The sequence below is a fragment of the Treponema socranskii subsp. socranskii VPI DR56BR1116 = ATCC 35536 genome, from assembly GCF_000468115.1.
Taxonomy (GTDB): Bacteria; Spirochaetota; Spirochaetia; order Treponematales; family Treponemataceae; genus Treponema_D; species Treponema_D socranskii.
Genome location: NZ_AVQI01000052.1, coordinates 1 through 17,763, shown reverse-complemented (window position 1 = coordinate 17,763; position 17,763 = coordinate 1). Strand labels below are relative to the sequence as shown.

The following is a 17,763-nucleotide window of genomic DNA, read 5'->3' as shown; positions in this document are numbered from 1 at the left end:
ACGCGCGCACGGCTAAAAACTTTTTCGGAAATTGATATTTCCTGCAAAAGTTTTTATGGGAGTTGATATGAAAAAAAACATAGGGTTTACCGCCGTTTCGATTGCCGCGGCGGCAGTGTTGTGCGCCGTCTGTATTACCGGATGCGCAAAAAAAAGTGCGGCATCCGCGAGCGCTCAGGATTCGGCACGGCCTAAGCGTGTCGTAACGACCTTTACAATCTTGCAGGACATGGCGCAAAATATTGCGGGCGATAAGATTCTCGTCGAATCGATTACAAAGCCCGGTGCGGAAATTCACGAATACGAACCGACGCCGCTCGACGTCGTAAAGGCGCAGTCTGCGGATTTGGTTTTGCGCAACGGCTTCGGTCTTGAGCGCTGGTTCGAAAAATTTATGGGAAGCGTTAAAAACGTGCCGAGCGCAACGCTGAGCGAGGGCATAGAGCCGCTTGGTATCGGCGAAGGCCCGTACAACGGCATGCCCAATCCTCACTCGTGGATGTCACCGAAAAACGCCCTCGTCTATGTCGAAAATATCCGAAAAGCCTTTGTCGCTTTGGATCCTGCCAATGCCGAAACGTTTAACACAAACGCGGCAGCCTACAGCGAAAGCATTAAAAAAATCGACGGTTTTTTGGTCGAAAAACTTTCCGAAATCCCCGAAGAGCAGCGCTGGCTCGTAACCTGCGAAGGCGCTTTTTCATACCTTATCCGCGACTGCAATATGAAGGAATTGTACCTGTGGCCGGTAAACGCCGATGAAGAAGGCACACCGCAGCAAATTCAAAAGGTTGTGGACACGATACGGAAAAATCACATTCCCGTCGCGTTTTCCGAAAGTACGATCAGCAATAAGCCGCAGCTGCAAGTGTGCAAAGAAACCGGCGCTTATTACGGCGGTGTTTTGTACGTCGATTCTTTAACCTACGAAGACGGGGATGCGCCGACGTATTTGAAAATGCTCGAATACAATGCGGATACGATTGTAAGGGGATTTCAAGACAGTTTGTCAAAATAATGCGAGGCAAAATATGAATACCGATAGGGAGGTTCCCGTTGAACTTGCGGTACAAAACGTAAGCGTCGCGTACAATAACGGCCACGTTGCGCTCTACGATGCGTCGTTCCGCTTGCAAAAAGGAACGATTACGGCGCTCGTCGGCGTAAACGGCAGCGGCAAGTCCACGCTTTTTAAAACGATAATGGGTTTTATTAAACCGATGAGCGGTTCCGTTACAATCTGCGGCGAACCGGTACGGCAGGCGCAAAAGCATCACTTGCTTGCCTACGTGCCGCAGTCGGAAGAAGTGGACTGGTCGTTTCCCGTAAGCGTGTGGGATGTCGTTATGATGGGGCGCTACGGCTACATGAATTTTTTGCGCATACCGAATAGGAAAGATAAAGAGATTGCCGAACGCAGTCTTGAGCGCGTGCAAATGCTCGAGTTTAAAGACCGGCAAATAGGCGAACTTTCCGGCGGGCAAAAAAAGCGGGTATTCCTTGCGCGCGCTTTGGCGCAGCGGGGAAAAATCATCCTGCTCGACGAGCCCTTTACGGGAGTCGACGTTAAAACCGAAACGGCGATAATCGATCTTTTGCGTGAGCTTAAAAACGACGGACACTTGATTTTCGTGTCGACGCACGATTTGGGTTCGGTTCCCGAATTCTGCGATCACGTCGTGATTATCAACAAAACGGTGCTTGCCGCAGGCCCGACGGAAACGACTTTTACGGCCGACAATCTTATAAAAGCGTTCGGCGGCGCGCTGCGCAGCATTAAACTCGATCACACCGACAATCCCGAAGACAGTACGCACGAGTTCAGAGTGTTTACCGACGATGAAGGCGCCCTGATTACAAAGCGGGAAGGCAAGCCCTATCGGCGCGGCATTAGAAATATTGAAGCCGCTTTGCCGAAATAATCGGCATAAGGGAATTGCGGAGGAATATGAATGCTTTCGAATTTATTGATTCCGTTTCAGTATGAATACATGGTAAAGGCGATCCTCGTCAGCGGCTTTATCGGCGGTGTGTGCGCGCTGCTTTCGTGCTTTGTAGTTCTCAAAGGCTGGTCGCTGCTCGGCGATGCCTTATCGCATGCGGTGGTTCCGGGAGTTGCCGTTGCGTACATAATCGGCATACCGTTTTCGGTCGGCGCGTTTATAAGCGGCATGCTCGCCGCCCTTGCGATGGGCTTTATAAAAAAGCGCACTCGGATCCGCGAAGACGCCGTTATCGGAATCGTGTATACGACTTTTTTTGCGCTGGGCGTTTTGCTTATTTCGCTGTTTCCGAGCAACATAACGCTTTCGACGATCGTTATGGGAAACATTCTCGGCATTGCCGACCGTGACATCGTTCAAACGCTGATTATTGCCGGGAGCAGCCTTGCGATTATTTTGCTTAAGTGGAAGGATTTGCGCCTGTTTTCGTTCGACCCGGCGCAGGCGCGCGCGATAGGCCTCAACACGAATGTCTTGTACCTCTTACTGCTTACGCTGCTCGCCGTTACGGCGATCGCTGCGCTGCAAACGGTCGGCAGTATTTTGGTCGTCGCAATGCTTGTAACGCCGGGAGCAGCCGCCTATTTGCTTACGGATACATTTTCTTCGATGATGCGCCTCGCGTCGATTATCGGCGTGCTTACGTCTTCCGCCGGCGCGTATATCAGTTATTTTTTGAACGGGTCGACAGGCGGCTGCATCGTTGCGCTGCAGTTTTTGTTTTTTTTAGCCGTCCTCTTTTTTGCGCCGCGTCACGGAATACTTGCGGCAAAGCTGAACGCGGCAAAGGCTGTAAGGGCTTTTTTTGCAAAAAGGACGATCGAAGGCTGAAGGTACTTTTTGCGGCAGGGATTGGAGCACCGCCGGAGGCGTTCGCCGGATTGCAAAGCTGTAAACCGGCGAATGAAGCGAAAGCGGAAGTGCGGAAAGCCCGGCGGTTTTCGCAGGCGCGAAAACCGAGCCGCCCGAAAAAAATTAATAAGCGGAAGTCAGTTGGGAGAAAGGTATGTTGTGGACAAAACTTATCGAACCGTTTATGTACGGCTTTATGGTAAAGGCGCTCGTGATTGCGGCTTTGGTCGGCTGCGTGTGCGCAGTCGTTTCGTGCTACCTTATTTTAAAGGGATGGTCGCTCATGGGAGACGCGATTTCGCACGCCGTACTGCCGGGCATCGTCGTCGCCTACCTCGTTCATATTCCGCTGGGAGTCGGCGCCTTTGCGGCGGGCTTGCTCAACGCGGCCGCCACGGGCTGGATAAAAGAGCGGAGCCGCATCCGAGAAGATTCGGTTATGGGCGCGGTTTTTACCGGCATGATGGCGCTGGGGTTGATCCTCGTTACGAAGGTGAGTTCGAACATCCATTTTATGCATATTCTGTTCGGAAGTCTTTTGGGAATCGAAAAGCGCGATATGATACAGGCGGTTGTCTGTTCGCTCATAACGCTTGTGCTGGTCGTCGCCAAACGCAAGGATATTCTTTTGTATTTGTTCGATCAAAATCATGCGAGAGCGATCGGGCTCAACATAAGGTTTATACATTATCTTTTTCTTGCGCTTACGGCGCTGACGATTGTCGCTTCGCTGCAAGCGGTCGGGATTTTGCTTACGGTTGCAATGCTGATTATACCGGGCTGTATCGCCTATCTTTTAACGGACAGACTTAACCGCATGCTTTGTATTTCCGCATTGTCGGCCGCAGCGAGCGCGCTCGTCGGCACTTACGCAAGCTATTTTTTGAACGGAGCGACCGGCGCGTGCATTATTTTAACCGAAGCGCTGTTTTTCGTTTTGACGATGATGTTTGCGCCGAAGTACGGCATGATTGTGCGCCGAAAATTATTGTAAAAAGTCGTTCTAAAAAAGCAAAGTCGAAACCGAATCTTTTATTTTTTATTTTTATTTTTTTTGGCTATGCGGTGGATTTCGTGGTATAATGGCACTTATATCGCGGATGTGCGCTGTGTCCGAAAAAAAGTATATCGTTGCGCTCGATCAGGGAACGACGTCGTCGCGGGCTGTCGTGTTTGATCACGAAGCGAATAAAATCGCAAGTGCGCAGCAGGAATTCAATCAATATTATCCGAAGCCGGGCTGGGTCGAGCACGATGCCGAAGAGCTGTTTTTGTGCCAGCTTTCGGTGCTCCAAGAAGTCGTGCGGAGCGCCCGCATCGAAGCGGCGGAAATCGCTGCGATCGGCATAACGAATCAGCGGGAAACGGTCGTGCTGTGGGATAAGGCGACGGGAAAGCCCGTGTATCGCGCGATCGTGTGGCAATGCCGCAGAACGGCGGAACTCGCCGACGAATTGGTGCTGTCGGGGCAGGGGGACGTGATCCGCGAAAAGACGGGGCTGCTTCCCGACGCGTATTTTTCCGGTACGAAAATCAAATGGATTTTGGATAACGTCGAAGGCGTGCGTGAACGTGCACAAAACGGCGAGCTCCTGGCAGGTACGATCGACACGTGGCTCGTGTGGAAGCTGAGCGGCGGCAAATGTCACGTAACGGATTATACGAATGCGTGCCGCACGATGCTTTTCAATATTCATACGCTGAAATGGGACGATGACCTTTTGCAGCTGCTCGGTATACCGCGATGCATTCTTCCCGACGTAAAAGATTCGTCGTACGTGTATACGACGACCGACAAAAACGTATGCGGTTTCGAAGTTCCGATCGCGTCCGTTATCGGCGATCAGCAGGCGGCACTTTTCGGACAGGGCTGTTTCAACGCGGGCGAAACGAAATCGACGTACGGCACCGGCTGTTTTTTGCTCATGCACACGGGGACAAAGCCGGTCGCATCTTCTCACAAACTGTTGACGACGATTGCGCTCGGTATAAACGGCTCCGTGACCTACGCGCTCGAAGGCAGCGTGTTTATCGGCGGGGCGCTCATCAAATGGCTGCGCGACGAACTCGGCCTCATTGCGACGGCGCACGAATGCGATACGCTTGCCGAAACCGTTTCGGATTCGAACGGCGTGATTATCGTGCCGGCTTTTACGGGGCTCGGCGCGCCGTACTGGGATCCCTATGCGCGCGGTACGATTACGGGGCTTACGCGCGGTGCGAATAAAGCGCATATCTGCCGTGCGGCGCTCGAAGCGATCGCGTTTCAAGTAAAGGACGAGCTTGAGTGCATGAAAGAGGACGCAGGCTGCGCGATTCCGACGCTCAAAGTCGACGGCGGGGCGAGTGTGAGCAATCCGATGATGCAGTTTCAGTCCGACATACTCGATACGCCCGTGTACCGGCCGAAAAACGTCGAAACGACGGTGACGGGCGCCGCCTTTCTTGCGGGGCTTGCCGTCGGCTTTTGGCACGATAAAGACGAATTGCTCGGCTTTTGGAAGATGGATAAAATTTTTACTCCCGAGATGGAAAATAAAAAGCGCGATGCGCTGTACGCGTCGTGGAAGCGTGCGGTTGAACGCGCAAAAGGCTGGGCGGAAAAATGTTGACAACTACGTATATTTGTTTTATCGTTAATTTTGTTATAAAAAACTTTTGAAAACGCCGTCGGTTTTCAGCGACGGTTATAAAAGGATTGTGCAATGACGAAACGTGAACGTGTGCTTGCAGCCGTACTCGGACAAGAGGTCGATGTTGTACCTTCTTCGTATTCTCTTCATTTTCCTTCCGAAAAGGCAAAATCGAATAAGGGTGTGGCATCGCATCTCGAATTCTACAAAAAAACCGATGTCGATATTATGAAGATCATGAACGAATATCTCGTTCCCGATTTCGGCAGCATCCGTGTTCCGACGGATTGGAAAATCATTCCGTCGTTCAGCCGAAAAACGAAATTTATTTCCGACTTCGGTGATTTTGTCAAAAAGATTATCGATCGTTTGGGACCGGACGATTTTTCTCTTGCGACGATTCACGGAATTTGCGCTTCATCGATTCATCCGATTGAAGCGCGCTACGGCTACCTTCCCGTACGGGAGATGCAGGTGTCGCATCTGCGTGAAAAGGGCGAGCCGTATCTCGACGCATGCCGGAGGATTGCCGACGGGCTTTGCATTATGGCGGATATGATCTTCGAAGCCGGAGCCGACGGCGTCTATTACGCGGCGCTCGGCGGGGAACGCCATTTTTATACCGATGAAGAATTTTCCCGAGCTGTTTTGCCCTTCGATTTACAAGTGATAAAGCATATAAAAGCGAAGGGCGGATATGTGCTGTTGCATATGTGTAAAAATAATTTAAATATGCAGCGTTTTAAGCCCTATGCGTCCTATGCGGATATCGTAAACTGGGGCGTTGTCGAAACGAATTTTTCTCTTAAAGAAGGGAAAAAGCTTTTTTCAACTTCAGCGATTATGGGAGGGCTTCCGAACCGCGCGAAGATGTGGACTCAGGGCAGCGATGAAGATTTAAAGAAAGCGATCAAAAAAATTATCGCCGAAATGGGGCATAAAAAGTTTATCATGGGGGCGGACTGCACGCTTGCAACGGATTTGGCTTACGAACGGATTAACACGGCGGTGCGAACCGTGCGTTCGAAATAATAATTAACTCAAGGAGACAATATGAACAAGAGAATGAGTATCGTTTTTTCCGTCGCGTTCGCTGTCTTCGCCCTATCGCTTGCGGGGTGTTCTCAAAAGACAAAGGGTGCGGGCAGCAAGGCGGTGTATCCTGCAGGAACCGTCGTTATCTACGGCTACGGGCAGCCGCAATATCTTTTGCAATATTACGACGCGTGGCTTGAAAAAAACAGAGACATTGCACCGGATGTAAAAATCGAAATTGTGCAGACGAAGGGAGCCGCCGATACGCGCGAAAAAATTTCGATGACCTATCTTGCCGGTTCATATCAGGATCTGCCCGATGCCATATATATAGATCCAGTCAACTTAAAGGATCTCGCTGCCGGCGGTATGATAAAGGATGAAACCGATTACGTAAAACCGATGCTTTCGGATTTTGTCGCAGGCTGCGAAAACGATGCGGTCTACAAAGGACGCATTTACGGTTTGCCCGATCAAGTACGCCCGCAAGTTCTCTTTTACAATAAAGCGGTTTTGGATGCATACGGAATCGATCCGGCGACGATGTCGACGATGGACGGCTATATTGAAGCGGGTCGTACGCTCAAGCAAAAGAGCGGCGGAACCGTATATCTTTCCTACATCGATCCGGGTGCGATGACGTGGCGTTATTGGGGACGACGGGGTTTGATGCCGCAGGCGAATGCGCGGATATGGGGCGATGACGGCTCCGTAGTGATCGGATCCGATCCGGGTACGAAACTTGCGATGGGTGTGCTCGATACATTGTATTCGGAAAAACTCTTGCTGAATTCCGCGATTTTCCAAGCACCGCTCTACGATGCTATGCGTACGGGCCGCATAGCGACCTTTTATATCGGCGCATTTTGGGACGAATTTATCAGAAAGAACGTAAACGAAACATCGGGGCAGTGGCGTGTTATGCCGGCTCCCGTATTTAAAGAAGTCGGCACGGGCGGCGCTCCTGTATGTTCATACTTCGCCGTCGTCGCAAAACCCGACGGAAAATACGCAGGTCTCGTCGAAAAGCTGTGGTACGATTTCCATCACGACAACGAAGCGAGAAAGACGTGGGTGCGGGCTATGGTTGAGCAAAACGCGCCGTATGCGAATCCGATTACGCTTGCCATGTTCGAAGATCCGTTTTGGAAAGAGCCGTCCGAATTTTACGGCGGACAGAGTTTCAGAGAGTGGGAAGCGAAGTGCTTGAACAACCCGAGCAAAAATCTTACCGTAACTGCGCAGGATGCCGAAGCCGATTTGATCATCAGCCATGAGCTTGAACTCTATGTGGCCGGCGACCAAACGATGCAGCAAGCCGTCGCAAATATGGACAGCGTCTTAAAGCAGAGGATCGGAAAAGCCGTCGTCGTCGAATAGAGGGCCTCACCGAAGACCGAAATTTTTAAGATTCTCCGGTCTTATTCAGGGCAGACCCTTTCGAGTCTGCCCGATTTTTGGAGAAAGGGGCGTATGCGCTCTGCTATCAATAAATATAAATATCCGTATCTTTTTATTTTACCGTTTTTTGTATTGTTTTTCGTATTTCAGCTGGTGCCGCTTTTGTGGACGATAGTCATAAGCTTTACGGAGTGGAACGGCATCGGTACGCCGAAAAACGTCGGTACGGCGAATTATATAATGCTTGCCGGCGATAAAATGTTTTGGAATTCGTTTTTCAATACGTTTATATATTGGATAACGGCGCTTGTTTTTATTCTCGTTTTTGCGATGGTGCTCGCGCTCATCGTCAATTCTCTGGCGCAAAGGACAAAATCTGTTTTCAGTACGATCGTTTTTTTGCCGAACGTCTGCGCGGCGATCGCCATGGGGTTGATATTCCGCCTGCTGTTTGACGATACTGTCGGTTTGATTAATGAAATAATAATTTTATGCAGGGGAAATCCGCAGCTTTGGCTTACGAGTACTCATCTGAGTAAAGCGCCCGTCATCGTACTCAATGTGTGGCGAAACACGCCGTGGTTTATGCTCATATTGTATTCCGGTTTGCTTGCGATCAACCGCGACTATTACGATGCGGCGAAAGTTGACGGTGCGGGATTTTTGCGGCAATTCATATATATCACGCTTCCGGAACTCAGCAATATTATCTTTTTCTGCTTTATCACGCTTACGGTTGACTCGTGGAAAATTTTCAACGAACCGTACATATTGCGCGGTCCCGGCACGAGCAATACTTCTCTTTTTCAATATATGTACGAAACGGGATTTACGATTTTTAAGATGGGTTATGCGTCGGCCGTCGGTTGCATCCTTATGCTTATATTGTTGCTGTTGTCGCTGATACAGTTTGCGGTGAAAAAAGGGCAGGGTGAAATATGACGACACAAGCCGTCCGATCGACACAGTGTCTCGTAAAATACGCCGTCATGCTGTGTATCGCTTTTATTGCGCTCTTTCCGATCGCATGGATGTGCATTATCTCGCTCAAAACGCCGACGGAAAATATAAGCGGTTTTAATTCGCTTTTCGTTTTGCATCCGACGCTGCGCAATTACATGCAGCTTTTTAAACAGATCCCGATCGGAAAAAATTTCTTTAACAGTATTTTTACGACGGCGCTCGGTACGGTTACAACGGTGTATTTTTGTGCACTCGCGGGCTTTGCGTTTGCAAAGTACAGGTTTCCCGGACGGGATGTTTTATTTTACTTTGTCATCGCGACGATGCTCATTCCTCCCGAAGTGGGAGCCGTTCCGCAATTTTTGATTATGCGGCGTCTCCATCTCATCAACAGTTTATGGTCGTTGATAGTTCCGAAGATCGCAACCGCCGTCGGTATCTTTTATATGCGGCAATATATACTCGATGTCCCCGATGAACTGCTCGAAGCGGCGCGGATCGACGGTTGTAAAGATTTCGGCATTTTTAATAAAATCATGTTCCCCGTCATAGTACCGGCTTTGATTTCGTGGGCTTCGTTGACGATTGTCGCTCGCTGGAACGATTTTTTTTGGCCGATGCTTTTTTTGCGCAAAGCGGAAAAATATACGTTGATGATTTCGATTTCGCTTTTGCCTGTCAGCGATGGTCTTTCTACTCCGTGGCCGGTGATCCTTGCCGGTACGACCGTCGTTATCATTCCGATTATAGTCGTGTATTTGATTTTTCAAATGATGCAAAAATACGGTTCTCTTTCGGGAGCCGTAAAAGGATAAGTATTTCGAGGCGATACATTTTGCGCTATCCTTTAATCCGCAGTATCCGTTGTGTGCATGATAATTGTCGTTTTGGAAATATTGTTTGAAAGGGAGGTATGATATACATGGGTACGTATGATGTTGCGATAATCGGCGCGGGGATTACCGGTGCCTGCATCGCGCGGGAGCTTGCAAAAACTTCCGCAAAGATCGCGCTCATTGAAAAAGAAAACGATGTTGCGTGCGGCAGTTCGAAAGCGAACTCCGCGATCGTTCACGGAGGATTCGATCCCGTGCCCGGTACGCTTATGGCGCGCCTCAACGTGCGCGGAAGCGAACTGTATCCGGAACTTGCAAAAAAATTGCATTTCGATTACGAAAATAACGGTTCTCTCGTCATCGCTTTCGACGAACAGGGCAGGACGCTTTTAAATACGCTGCTTGAACGCGGCAAAAAAAACGGCGTAAAGGATTTGCGCATCGTCGAAAGCGAAGAACTGCACGATATGGAACCGAATCTCGGCGACAATTCGCTTGCAGCGCTGTACTCTCCGACTGCGGGGATCATGTGTCCGTACAAAGCGACGTGGGCGTTTGCCGAAAGCGCGGTCATAAACGGCGCGGAATTTTTCAGAAATACGGCGGTTCACGCGATCGAAAAAACGGACGGCGTCTTCGTGCTACGTACGGGGCACGGAGAGATCCGCGCGAAGTACGTCGTAAACGCTGCAGGTATCTTTGCGGATAAAGTGAGCGCGATGGCGGGCGCTCGAAGATTCGTCATCAAGCAGCGGCGCGGTGAATACTGTCTTCTCGACAACAACTGTAAATCCCTCGTCAATCATACGCTTTTTCAAACGCCGACCGCGCTCGGAAAAGGCGTGCTCGTAACGCAGACCGTCGACGGCAATATTTTGATCGGGCCGAGCGCCGACGACCAAAGCGGCGATATGGACGGCTATACCGGTACGACCGCCGTATCGCAGGCGGACGTGCTTGCAAAAGCGTCGCTGACGATCCCCGATATTCCCCGCGGCAATATTATCAATTCCTTTGCCGGTATCCGCGCGATCGCCTGCGAAGCGGATGAAAACGGAAATGCGGGTGAAAGCGTCGAAGATTTTATCATCGAAGAAGATGCGAACGTAAAAGGTTTTATCAACGCGAGTGGTATCTGCTCGCCCGGTCTTTCAGCCGCTCCGGCAATTGCCGAATACGTCGCGGAACTGCTTAAAAGCGCGGGTCTCGCTGTAAAAAACCGGGACGATTTTATCGAAGAGCGAAAGGGGATCACCGCCTTTCACACGGCGGATATTGCGATGCGCTTAAAACTTATTAAAGAAGATCCTCTGTACGGGCAGATCATCTGCCGCTGCGAAACGGTAACCGAAGCGGAAATCGTGCAGGCGATCCGTTCTCCGCTCGGCGCGCTCGATGTCGACGGCATCAAGCGGAGGACGCGGGCGGGCATGGGCAGGTGTCAAAGCGGTTTTTGCTCGCCGCGCGTTACGGAAATCCTTTCGCGCGAAGCGCATATTCCGATGACGTCGGTGACGAAAAAAGGCGGCGCGTCGTTCATGCTTGCAGGCAAAACGCGCGACTTTTCCGACGATGAATCGATGCAGGGGGCAAAACGATGAGCAATACGATATACGATGCGGTCATTGTCGGCGGCGGGCCGGCCGGTCTTGCCGCGGCCGTTTCGGCATACGACAACGGTGCTGAAAAATTATTAATTTTGGAACGCGATTCGAAGCTCGGCGGAATTCTTTTGCAGTGCATTCACAACGGATTCGGTCTTCACTATTTCGGAGAGGAGCTGACGGGTCCCGAATACGCAGGCCGCTTTGTCGCGCAGGTTCGCGAGCGGGGCATCGAATACAAAACGGATACGATGGTTATTTCGATCGATAAGGCGGAAGATTTCGAAGGCGCGGGACTGACCGAAACGTCGTTCGATAAAACGAGCGGAGAACACGTCGTTACGGCGATGAACGCAAAAGACGGACTCATGTTTTTGCACACGAAGACGGTTATCCTCGCGATGGGCTGCAGAGAGCGGACGCGGGGCGCCCTCGTCATTCCGGGGACGCGGCCGGCGGGCATCTTTACGGCCGGAAGCGCGCAGCGTTTCGTCAATATCGACGGGTACTTGCCCGGCAAAAAAATCGTCATTTTGGGAAGCGGCGACATCGGGCTTATCATGGCGAGGCGGCTCACGCTCGAAGGGTGCGACGTAAAAGTCGTGTGCGAAGTGATGCCGTATTCGGCGGGCTTGAGCCGCAATATGACGCAGTGTCTCGAAAACTTCAACATACCGCTGAAATTGAGTACGACGGTTATCGAAATACACGGGAGAGAGCGCGTGACGGGCGTTACGATTGCTGCCGTCGATGCGAACCGCCGTCCGGTAAAAGGTTCGGAAGAATACGTCGCGTGCGATACGCTTCTCCTTTCGGTCGGACTCATTCCCGAAAACGAAGTGAGTACGGGTGCGGGCGTTCACATGGATCCGGTGACGAAGGGACCGTCGGTCAATCAGCTTATGGAAACGAGCGTACCCGGCATCTTTGCGTGCGGCAATACCGTACACGTTCACGACTTGGTCGATTTCGTGACGACCGAAAGCGTGCTCGCCGGAAAGTGTGCGGCCGAATACGCGCTTTGCGCGGAAAGCGCGAGACAAAACGCCGCGAATGCCGCTTTACATGCGCTTCCGATACGACCGGGAAACCGCGTGCGCTACACCGTGCCGCAGCATATCGATCGGGACGATGCCTTTAAAGAAAGTGCGTCGAAAAAGTATGCGGATAAAAAAGACGAGCCGAAAGTACAGATCATGTTCCGCAGTACCGACGTGTACCGCGGCGTTACCGTCGCCGTCTACAGCGGCAACGAGCGGCTCTATTCGAAAAAAGCGCGGATCGTGCGTCCGGGCGAAATGCAGATTGCGGACGTGCCGGCTTTTTCGCTTGCAAAGGTTGAAGCGCCGCTCACCGTTTCGATCGAAACGCCGGAAGATACGATAGACTGACCGAAAGGCGCGGCATTGTGCAGACGCGATTTTAAAATTTTGTAAATTCGGAATACGAGGTTTCTTATGGAGATAAACGAAAAAAAGACGATGACGTGCATCATCTGTCCGATGGGCTGTCAGCTTGAAGTGACGAAACTGTCGACAGCGGCGCCTGCATATTCGGTTACGGGCAACGCGTGCAAGAGAGGCGAAGCGTACGCGTACAAAGAACTTACGAATCCCGAGCGGACACTCACGTGTACGGTGCAGGTTTCAGGCGGCGCCTCTCGGCTCGTGCCTGCAAAGTCGAAAACGGAAGTTCCGCGCGATATGCAGCTCGAATGCATGGAAGTGATAAAGCGCCTGTGCGTCCCGGCTCCCGTTTGTGCGGGAGACGTACTTTGTGAAGACATCCTCAATACGGGTGCCGATATCGTCGCATGCGATGACGTCGCCTCTCTGTGAGCGCCTGCGATACGGTTCGCAGCCTTGCGGGGTGTAAGCGCAGAGGGGGTAGTGAAAAAGACCGGAGCGCCTGAGCGCGAGGACTTTGAAACGAGGGGGAGACTTCCCCCTTTTTTTATATTAATAATTATAGAACTCGAACGATGATTTATTAATTGTTAAAACTTCGCTTTTCGGAGGCGCACCTGTTCGATATCGTCGCTGAAAAGTTCGCGCAAATCGTTGAGTCCGAGCGCCATAAGCGCCATGCGGTCTATGCCGATACCCCACGCCAAAACGGGTACGTCGACGCCCATCGCTTTCGTCACTTCGGGGCGGAATATGCCCGAGCCGCCGAGTTCGAACCAGCCGAGCACCGGATGTTTTATGTGCACTTCGATCGACGGTTCGGTAAACGGAAAATAACCGGGCACGTATTTGACGTCGGTTGCGCCTGCGATTTCCGTTGCGAACATTTTTAAAAATCCGAGCAGCGTTTTTAAGTTGACGTCGTTTCCGAGCACTATACCTTCGGTTTGATAAAAATCGCTCAAGTGCGTCGCGTCGACTTTATCGTAGCGGAAGCAGCGCACGATGCCGAAATATTTTCCGGGCACTTCGGCTTTGTGGAGCCGGTGCGCGGAGAGAACGGTGCCCTGACTTCGCAAAATGAGGCGCCGCGTAAACTCGGTGTCGAAGCGGTAATTCCATCCGCGGCTTCCCGAATCTCCTCCGTTTTCGTGGATGCGTTTGACGTTCGACAGGTAGGGCTCTTCGATCGATTTTGCGTGCGTCGGATTTTTGATGCGGTATACGTCGTGGATGTCGCGCGCCGCGTGGAACTGCGGCATAAAGAGCGCGTCTCCGTTCCAGAATTCGGTTTCGACGAGCGGGCCGTCGAACTCCTGAAAGCCGAGCGACGAAAGTTTGTCTTTAACCGATTCGAGAAACTGCACGTAGGGATTCGTTCTGCCGGGGATGATGCGTGCCGGCGGAATCGCGATGTTGTACGCGCGGAAAGTTCCGCGTTTCCAGTCGCCCGAAGAGAGCAGCTGCGGCGTCACTTCTCCGATTTCGTTTCCGGTGATGCCGGCTTTTTTGAGCGCTTCGACGACTTTTTCGTATGCGTCGGTAAGTTTATACGTAACCGTTTCGCGTTCGATGATTTTGAACGGGCTGTCCGCAGCACCCCTCTTTTTTGCGAGGCTTGCGATGACGTCCTTTTCTTCGGCGGAAAGCGATTCTCTGTCGATCTGTCCGTTTTCGGCAGCTGCAGCTTTTTTTAATAATTCTTTGACGATCGAAATGCGTTTCGGAAGAGGCTTGTCGGTTATGACGACCTGTTTTTCGTCGTTCATTTTCAAAACGCCGTCTTTTGCAAGCTGACCGAATGCGCTTCCGATATCTTTGCTTTCGATGTTCAGCGCCGCGGCGATCTTCGGAAGCACTTGGGCGCCGTGTTCTTTTATAAAATCGATAAAGCGTTCTTCGATCGTGCTGCCGACTTTTACGATGGAGCGGCCGAGCTCGGTGATTTCGTAATACGTGTGCGGCGTTCTGCCGGCTTCTTTAACGAGCTCTTTGCCGGAAAGCCACGAAAACGCCTGGTTCGCGTGGCCTTCTTTGTAGTCCAAATCTTTTTGCAGTTTTTCGGACGTTAAATCGTCTTTTTGCGAATAGCGCAAAAGCACTTTCGTTTCGAGCGGATGCAGATTTTTAATAATGTTTGAAACGTCCATTGCGTGCCTGATTTACCGAGTGAATTTTACGTACGACATATACTGCGCGCAGCTGTAGCCGCGTTCGTTTTTAAAATATTTTTCTTTGTCGCGCGCAAGGTACTTGTAGTGATAATATTGATTCGCTTTCATAAAATCTTCGAGGCACGCGAGTACGGTGTTCATCGCTTGGCCCTTGTCGTAGGTGACATACATACACGTGTAGTAAATGCGCACTTCGTCATAACGCGGCGTATATTCGATGCGAACTTCGGCCGTGTCGTCGGTCGTGTGCTGATTTTCCGGTATGATGATGCGCGTCGTCTTTTCGTCATAGCCTCTGTTATCGGCGGATGTTTCGGGCGTAAACGTCCCCGTTCTTTGGGCAAACATAACGACCCCTGCAAAGAGCATGCAGCATACGAGCAAATTTTTTTTCATAACGCGGTACCTCCGTAGTGCCCTTCGTCTTTCGACATGTTAAAATTGGGTATACGGTAGTATTTTATCAGTTTCAAGAAAAAAATCAAGCTGGACTTTATAGCGCCCGGCGTCAATACCGATAAGCGGCTCCCGCCTGAGAAGCACTCTGCCGCATATTTCTTTCGGCTTATTTTTTATCTTTGTCCGAAAATAGGCGCGCACTGCGTCTTTGATCGCGTCCCGCACGGCATCCGTTATACCGTCGAAGCCGCGGGATATTTTTCCGTAGCCTATACCGTGTACCGTATCGTTTGTGATCGACGCCCAAAGATAATAATTTTGAATCATCGGCTCCGTCCGCGTAAATTCCGCCCAGCAGAATACTTTGCCGTTTTCAATCCACGGTTTTGCATACGTGATTCTTTGCTCCGCTTCCCCCAGTTCCCGCACCGGAGAAAAATCCATGTACTCTTCGACGCCGCGCAGTTTATCGGACGGCGTGTAGCTGAAATTCCAGCCGTGTACCATTCCTCCGATGATAAACGGTGCGAGCGTTTTCAGCCGTGCGATCGAATAATCGAATATGCCTGTGGAACTATCCTGTGCTTCTGCGAGAGCCGGATACGCGTCGAGCTCCGCCCACAGCGGTATGCGGATATGCGCGACGATGTCCGGCGTTTGCGAAAACGCCGCACCCGCTTTTGCGTGAGGAAATACGCACGCGGCGAAGAGAAAAAAAATTGTCAATACGAAGCGCAGTGCACATGCGAGCGCACGCTTATCGGAGGAGATCATGTCGTGCATTGTTATTAATATTTTTTTCATCTGTCGATCTTAATTTGCCTTCCGGTCTCGTTTGCCTTTACATTTATTATCGTATAATTTTTCATAATCTCAAAAAAAATTGTCCAGTTCGGAAGCTGGCGTTCGAGCAGGTCGACGTTGTCTCTGTTGCGCGACGACATCATCAATAGTTTAAGGTTTGAAATGATTTCGCTGTTCGCTTTTTTCGCATCGGCAAGCAATTCGTTTATTTGGATGTATGCGGTTTGCAGATGATGTATCTCTTCCTGTACCAGCTTTTGCGCGCTTGCGTTGACGTTCGCGACCATCGTTTCGAGCTTAGTATAAAAATCGTTGTCTTTGTGACTGTCGACGATATAGCCTTCGAGTACGGCGGTGTCGAACATTTTGCCGCGTGAAAAAAGATTTTCAAACGCTTTGATTCTACCTGCGCATTCGCAGGATGCGTATACGGTGCTTGAAAATTCCGATTTATACGTTTGATTGTTGAAAAAACCTTCGATGATGATATTGTTCAAAAGCGCTTGTATCGGCTCGGTAAAGTATTGCTGCAAAAACGTTTTGAGAATCTGCATCGGCGTAATCCATGCAAATGCGAACGCCGTATTCGCTTGGAGCTTTTCATTTGTGCTCGCATCGTATCCGGCAAGCGTCGCGAGCGGGGAATCGTTGAAGAGTTTTGAAAGTTCGCTTGAAAGCCGCTCGTCTTTGAGTTCCGTTTTGATCCGTTGTTCATCCGCCAGATACTGTTGCTGCAGCCACGCAGCGAAATTCTTCCGCGCCGACTCGTGATATTCGACTGCGGCGGGTTTGTATTCGGCATTTTCCCTGTGTATGCGGATGAGCGCTTTTAAGTGCTCGGGTGTGAGCACGTGCGTTACGATGTATGCGATTTTTTTTACATTTTCCGTATACGCTTCCGTCCGAGATGCGGAAAGCGAACCGTTGTTTTTCAGCTGTGCGAGCGCGATGACGGCTTGCACGACGGCTGTCGTAATCTGCAATCCTTCGATTTGAAAATACAGATCTTCGAGCGCGTTTCCGAGCCGCGCGAGAGGCACTTCTTGATATACCGGCTTATACGACAAATTGACCGTTGTAAAATTCGCATCGAAAGGATGGATGATTGCGGCGAAATTGAAACGGCACAAGTCGACGAGCTGGTGCAGTGCGATCAATTCTCTGTCGATGTTTTTAAATGAATCGCCGTTGAGCGCTTTTATTATTCTTTCGAGCGTATGCCGCTGGTGCTCGAACTCGCGGTCTTGATCGGCTCCCGCTGCAGCCGCGGCTTTTTTTCTGTTTGCGTACGAAAGCGATTTTACCGCTTCCTGATCTTCCGGCGTAAAACCGGTCAGTACGAGCTGCGCTTCAAAACGCCGTTGTTTCGGAATATCGGAGCCGCCGATCGTTTCGGAAAACAATTCGTTGAGCGGATGCGTGTTCACGTACAGGATACGCACGGCTTCCGCAAAGTTCGGCAAAATACGCCCGTTCCGGTACAGGGCGGGTTGTGCGGAAAGGATTTCGCTTTCGAGCTTTTTTTTCTGCAGCCGCTGCTGCATTTCGGGGGAAGCTTTGTTGAATATCGATTCGAAAAAAACGACGATCGCGCGGAATAAACTCATGTATACTATTGTAATTCATTTCGATGTTTTTGCAAGAGCTCGGCGA

At 50.8% G+C, this 17,763-nt stretch carries 16 protein-coding genes; 12 read left to right on the top strand and 4 right to left on the bottom strand.

Translation table 11 applies throughout. The features are described from left to right. The first annotated feature begins 67 nt into the window (after positions 1-67). The 12 genes from HMPREF0860_RS07160 to HMPREF0860_RS07105 all read left to right on the top strand — a co-directional run bounded on the left by HMPREF0860_RS07160 (position 68) and on the right by HMPREF0860_RS07105 (position 13,165). Complete coding sequence (locus HMPREF0860_RS07160; protein ID WP_038080376.1) at positions 68-1,018, top strand: metal ABC transporter substrate-binding protein; 951 nt, start codon at positions 68-70, stop codon at positions 1,016-1,018. Between the two features lie 13 nt (positions 1,019-1,031). Further along, positions 1,032-1,922, top strand: a complete 891-nt coding sequence (locus tag HMPREF0860_RS07155) for a manganese/iron ABC transporter ATP-binding protein (RefSeq protein WP_021329433.1) — start codon at positions 1,032-1,034, stop codon at positions 1,920-1,922. A gap of 30 nt (positions 1,923-1,952) precedes the next feature. Next, positions 1,953-2,834 carry a metal ABC transporter permease gene (locus HMPREF0860_RS07150; protein WP_021329443.1) on the top strand — a complete coding sequence of 294 codons (882 nt, stop codon included), beginning with the start codon at positions 1,953-1,955 and terminating at the stop codon, positions 2,832-2,834. Positions 2,835-3,009: 175 nt separating this feature from the next. Continuing rightward, the gene (locus HMPREF0860_RS07145) at positions 3,010-3,849 is read left to right on the top strand and encodes a metal ABC transporter permease (protein ID WP_021329410.1); all 840 of its coding nucleotides are present in this window, start codon (positions 3,010-3,012) and stop codon (positions 3,847-3,849) included. A gap of 115 nt (positions 3,850-3,964) precedes the next feature. Then, positions 3,965-5,467: a glycerol kinase GlpK gene (gene glpK, locus HMPREF0860_RS07140; protein WP_021329504.1), complete on the top strand. Its 1,503-nt coding sequence runs from the start codon at positions 3,965-3,967 to the stop codon at positions 5,465-5,467. Between the two features lie 93 nt (positions 5,468-5,560). After that, a complete protein-coding gene (locus HMPREF0860_RS07135; protein ID WP_021329404.1) occupies positions 5,561-6,520 on the top strand; it encodes a uroporphyrinogen decarboxylase family protein in 960 nt (319 codons plus the stop codon). Between the two features lie 21 nt (positions 6,521-6,541). Continuing rightward, entirely contained in the window at positions 6,542-7,903 is a 1,362-nt protein-coding gene (locus HMPREF0860_RS07130; protein ID WP_021329384.1) for an ABC transporter substrate-binding protein, read from the top strand. 93 nt (positions 7,904-7,996) lie between these two features. Further along, a complete protein-coding gene (locus HMPREF0860_RS07125; RefSeq protein ID WP_021329479.1) occupies positions 7,997-8,866 on the top strand; it encodes a carbohydrate ABC transporter permease in 870 nt (289 codons plus the stop codon). Next, positions 8,863-9,702: a carbohydrate ABC transporter permease gene (locus HMPREF0860_RS07120; protein ID WP_021329390.1), complete on the top strand. Its 840-nt coding sequence runs from the start codon at positions 8,863-8,865 to the stop codon at positions 9,700-9,702. The genes HMPREF0860_RS07125 and HMPREF0860_RS07120 overlap by 4 nt, the downstream gene beginning before the upstream one ends. 107 nt (positions 9,703-9,809) lie before the next feature. After that, positions 9,810-11,324, top strand: coding sequence for an NAD(P)/FAD-dependent oxidoreductase (locus HMPREF0860_RS07115; protein ID WP_021329471.1), 1,515 nt, complete (start codon positions 9,810-9,812; stop codon positions 11,322-11,324). Then, complete coding sequence (locus HMPREF0860_RS07110) at positions 11,321-12,718, top strand: NAD(P)/FAD-dependent oxidoreductase (RefSeq protein WP_021329415.1); 1,398 nt, start codon at positions 11,321-11,323, stop codon at positions 12,716-12,718. The genes HMPREF0860_RS07115 and HMPREF0860_RS07110 overlap by 4 nt, the downstream gene beginning before the upstream one ends. Before the next feature lie 66 nt (positions 12,719-12,784). Then, the gene (locus tag HMPREF0860_RS07105; protein ID WP_021329503.1) at positions 12,785-13,165 is read left to right on the top strand and encodes a DUF1667 domain-containing protein; all 381 of its coding nucleotides are present in this window, start codon (positions 12,785-12,787) and stop codon (positions 13,163-13,165) included. A gap of 158 nt (positions 13,166-13,323) precedes the next feature. Here the strand turns inward: HMPREF0860_RS07105 and pheS are convergent, their stop codons facing one another. The 4 genes from pheS to HMPREF0860_RS07085 are packed head-to-tail and all read right to left on the bottom strand — an operon-like array spanning position 13,324 to position 17,717. Beyond that, positions 13,324-14,883, bottom strand: a complete 1,560-nt coding sequence (pheS, locus tag HMPREF0860_RS07100) for a phenylalanine--tRNA ligase subunit alpha (protein WP_021329527.1) — start codon at positions 14,881-14,883, stop codon at positions 13,324-13,326. A gap of 12 nt (positions 14,884-14,895) precedes the next feature. Further along, entirely contained in the window at positions 14,896-15,303 is a 408-nt protein-coding gene (locus HMPREF0860_RS07095) for a hypothetical protein (RefSeq protein WP_021329419.1), read from the bottom strand. A gap of 39 nt (positions 15,304-15,342) precedes the next feature. Then, positions 15,343-16,110 carry a hypothetical protein gene (locus HMPREF0860_RS07090; protein ID WP_021329447.1) on the bottom strand — a complete coding sequence of 256 codons (768 nt, stop codon included), beginning with the start codon at positions 16,108-16,110 and terminating at the stop codon, positions 15,343-15,345. Then, positions 16,107-17,717, bottom strand: a complete 1,611-nt coding sequence (locus HMPREF0860_RS07085; protein ID WP_021329522.1) for a DUF5312 family protein — start codon at positions 17,715-17,717, stop codon at positions 16,107-16,109. The genes HMPREF0860_RS07090 and HMPREF0860_RS07085 overlap by 4 nt, the downstream gene beginning before the upstream one ends. Positions 17,718-17,763 lie beyond the last annotated feature (46 nt).

What these genes read in the sequence shown, in the direction of transcription:
- HMPREF0860_RS07120 (WP_021329390.1), top strand. Translation starts at nt 8,863, where the DNA reads ATGACGACACAAGCCGTCCGATCGACACAGTGTCTCGTAAAATACGCC.
- HMPREF0860_RS07130 (WP_021329384.1), top strand. Translation starts at nt 6,542, where the DNA reads ATGAACAAGAGAATGAGTATCGTTTTTTCCGTCGCGTTCGCTGTCTTC.
- HMPREF0860_RS07135 (WP_021329404.1), top strand. Translation starts at nt 5,561, where the DNA reads ATGACGAAACGTGAACGTGTGCTTGCAGCCGTACTCGGACAAGAGGTC.
- HMPREF0860_RS07085 (WP_021329522.1), bottom strand. Translation starts at nt 17,717, where the DNA reads ATGAGTTTATTCCGCGCGATCGTCGTTTTTTTCGAATCGATATTCAAC.
- HMPREF0860_RS07160 (WP_038080376.1), top strand. Translation starts at nt 68, where the DNA reads ATGAAAAAAAACATAGGGTTTACCGCCGTTTCGATTGCCGCGGCGGCA.
- HMPREF0860_RS07115 (WP_021329471.1), top strand. Translation starts at nt 9,810, where the DNA reads ATGGGTACGTATGATGTTGCGATAATCGGCGCGGGGATTACCGGTGCC.
- HMPREF0860_RS07125 (WP_021329479.1), top strand. Translation starts at nt 7,997, where the DNA reads ATGCGCTCTGCTATCAATAAATATAAATATCCGTATCTTTTTATTTTA.
- HMPREF0860_RS07090 (WP_021329447.1), bottom strand. Translation starts at nt 16,110, where the DNA reads ATGAAAAAAATATTAATAACAATGCACGACATGATCTCCTCCGATAAG.
- HMPREF0860_RS07145 (WP_021329410.1), top strand. Translation starts at nt 3,010, where the DNA reads ATGTTGTGGACAAAACTTATCGAACCGTTTATGTACGGCTTTATGGTA.
- HMPREF0860_RS07110 (WP_021329415.1), top strand. Translation starts at nt 11,321, where the DNA reads ATGAGCAATACGATATACGATGCGGTCATTGTCGGCGGCGGGCCGGCC.
- HMPREF0860_RS07155 (WP_021329433.1), top strand. Translation starts at nt 1,032, where the DNA reads ATGAATACCGATAGGGAGGTTCCCGTTGAACTTGCGGTACAAAACGTA.
- HMPREF0860_RS07095 (WP_021329419.1), bottom strand. Translation starts at nt 15,303, where the DNA reads ATGAAAAAAAATTTGCTCGTATGCTGCATGCTCTTTGCAGGGGTCGTT.
- HMPREF0860_RS07150 (WP_021329443.1), top strand. Translation starts at nt 1,953, where the DNA reads ATGCTTTCGAATTTATTGATTCCGTTTCAGTATGAATACATGGTAAAG.
- pheS (WP_021329527.1), bottom strand. Translation starts at nt 14,883, where the DNA reads ATGGACGTTTCAAACATTATTAAAAATCTGCATCCGCTCGAAACGAAA.
- HMPREF0860_RS07105 (WP_021329503.1), top strand. Translation starts at nt 12,785, where the DNA reads ATGGAGATAAACGAAAAAAAGACGATGACGTGCATCATCTGTCCGATG.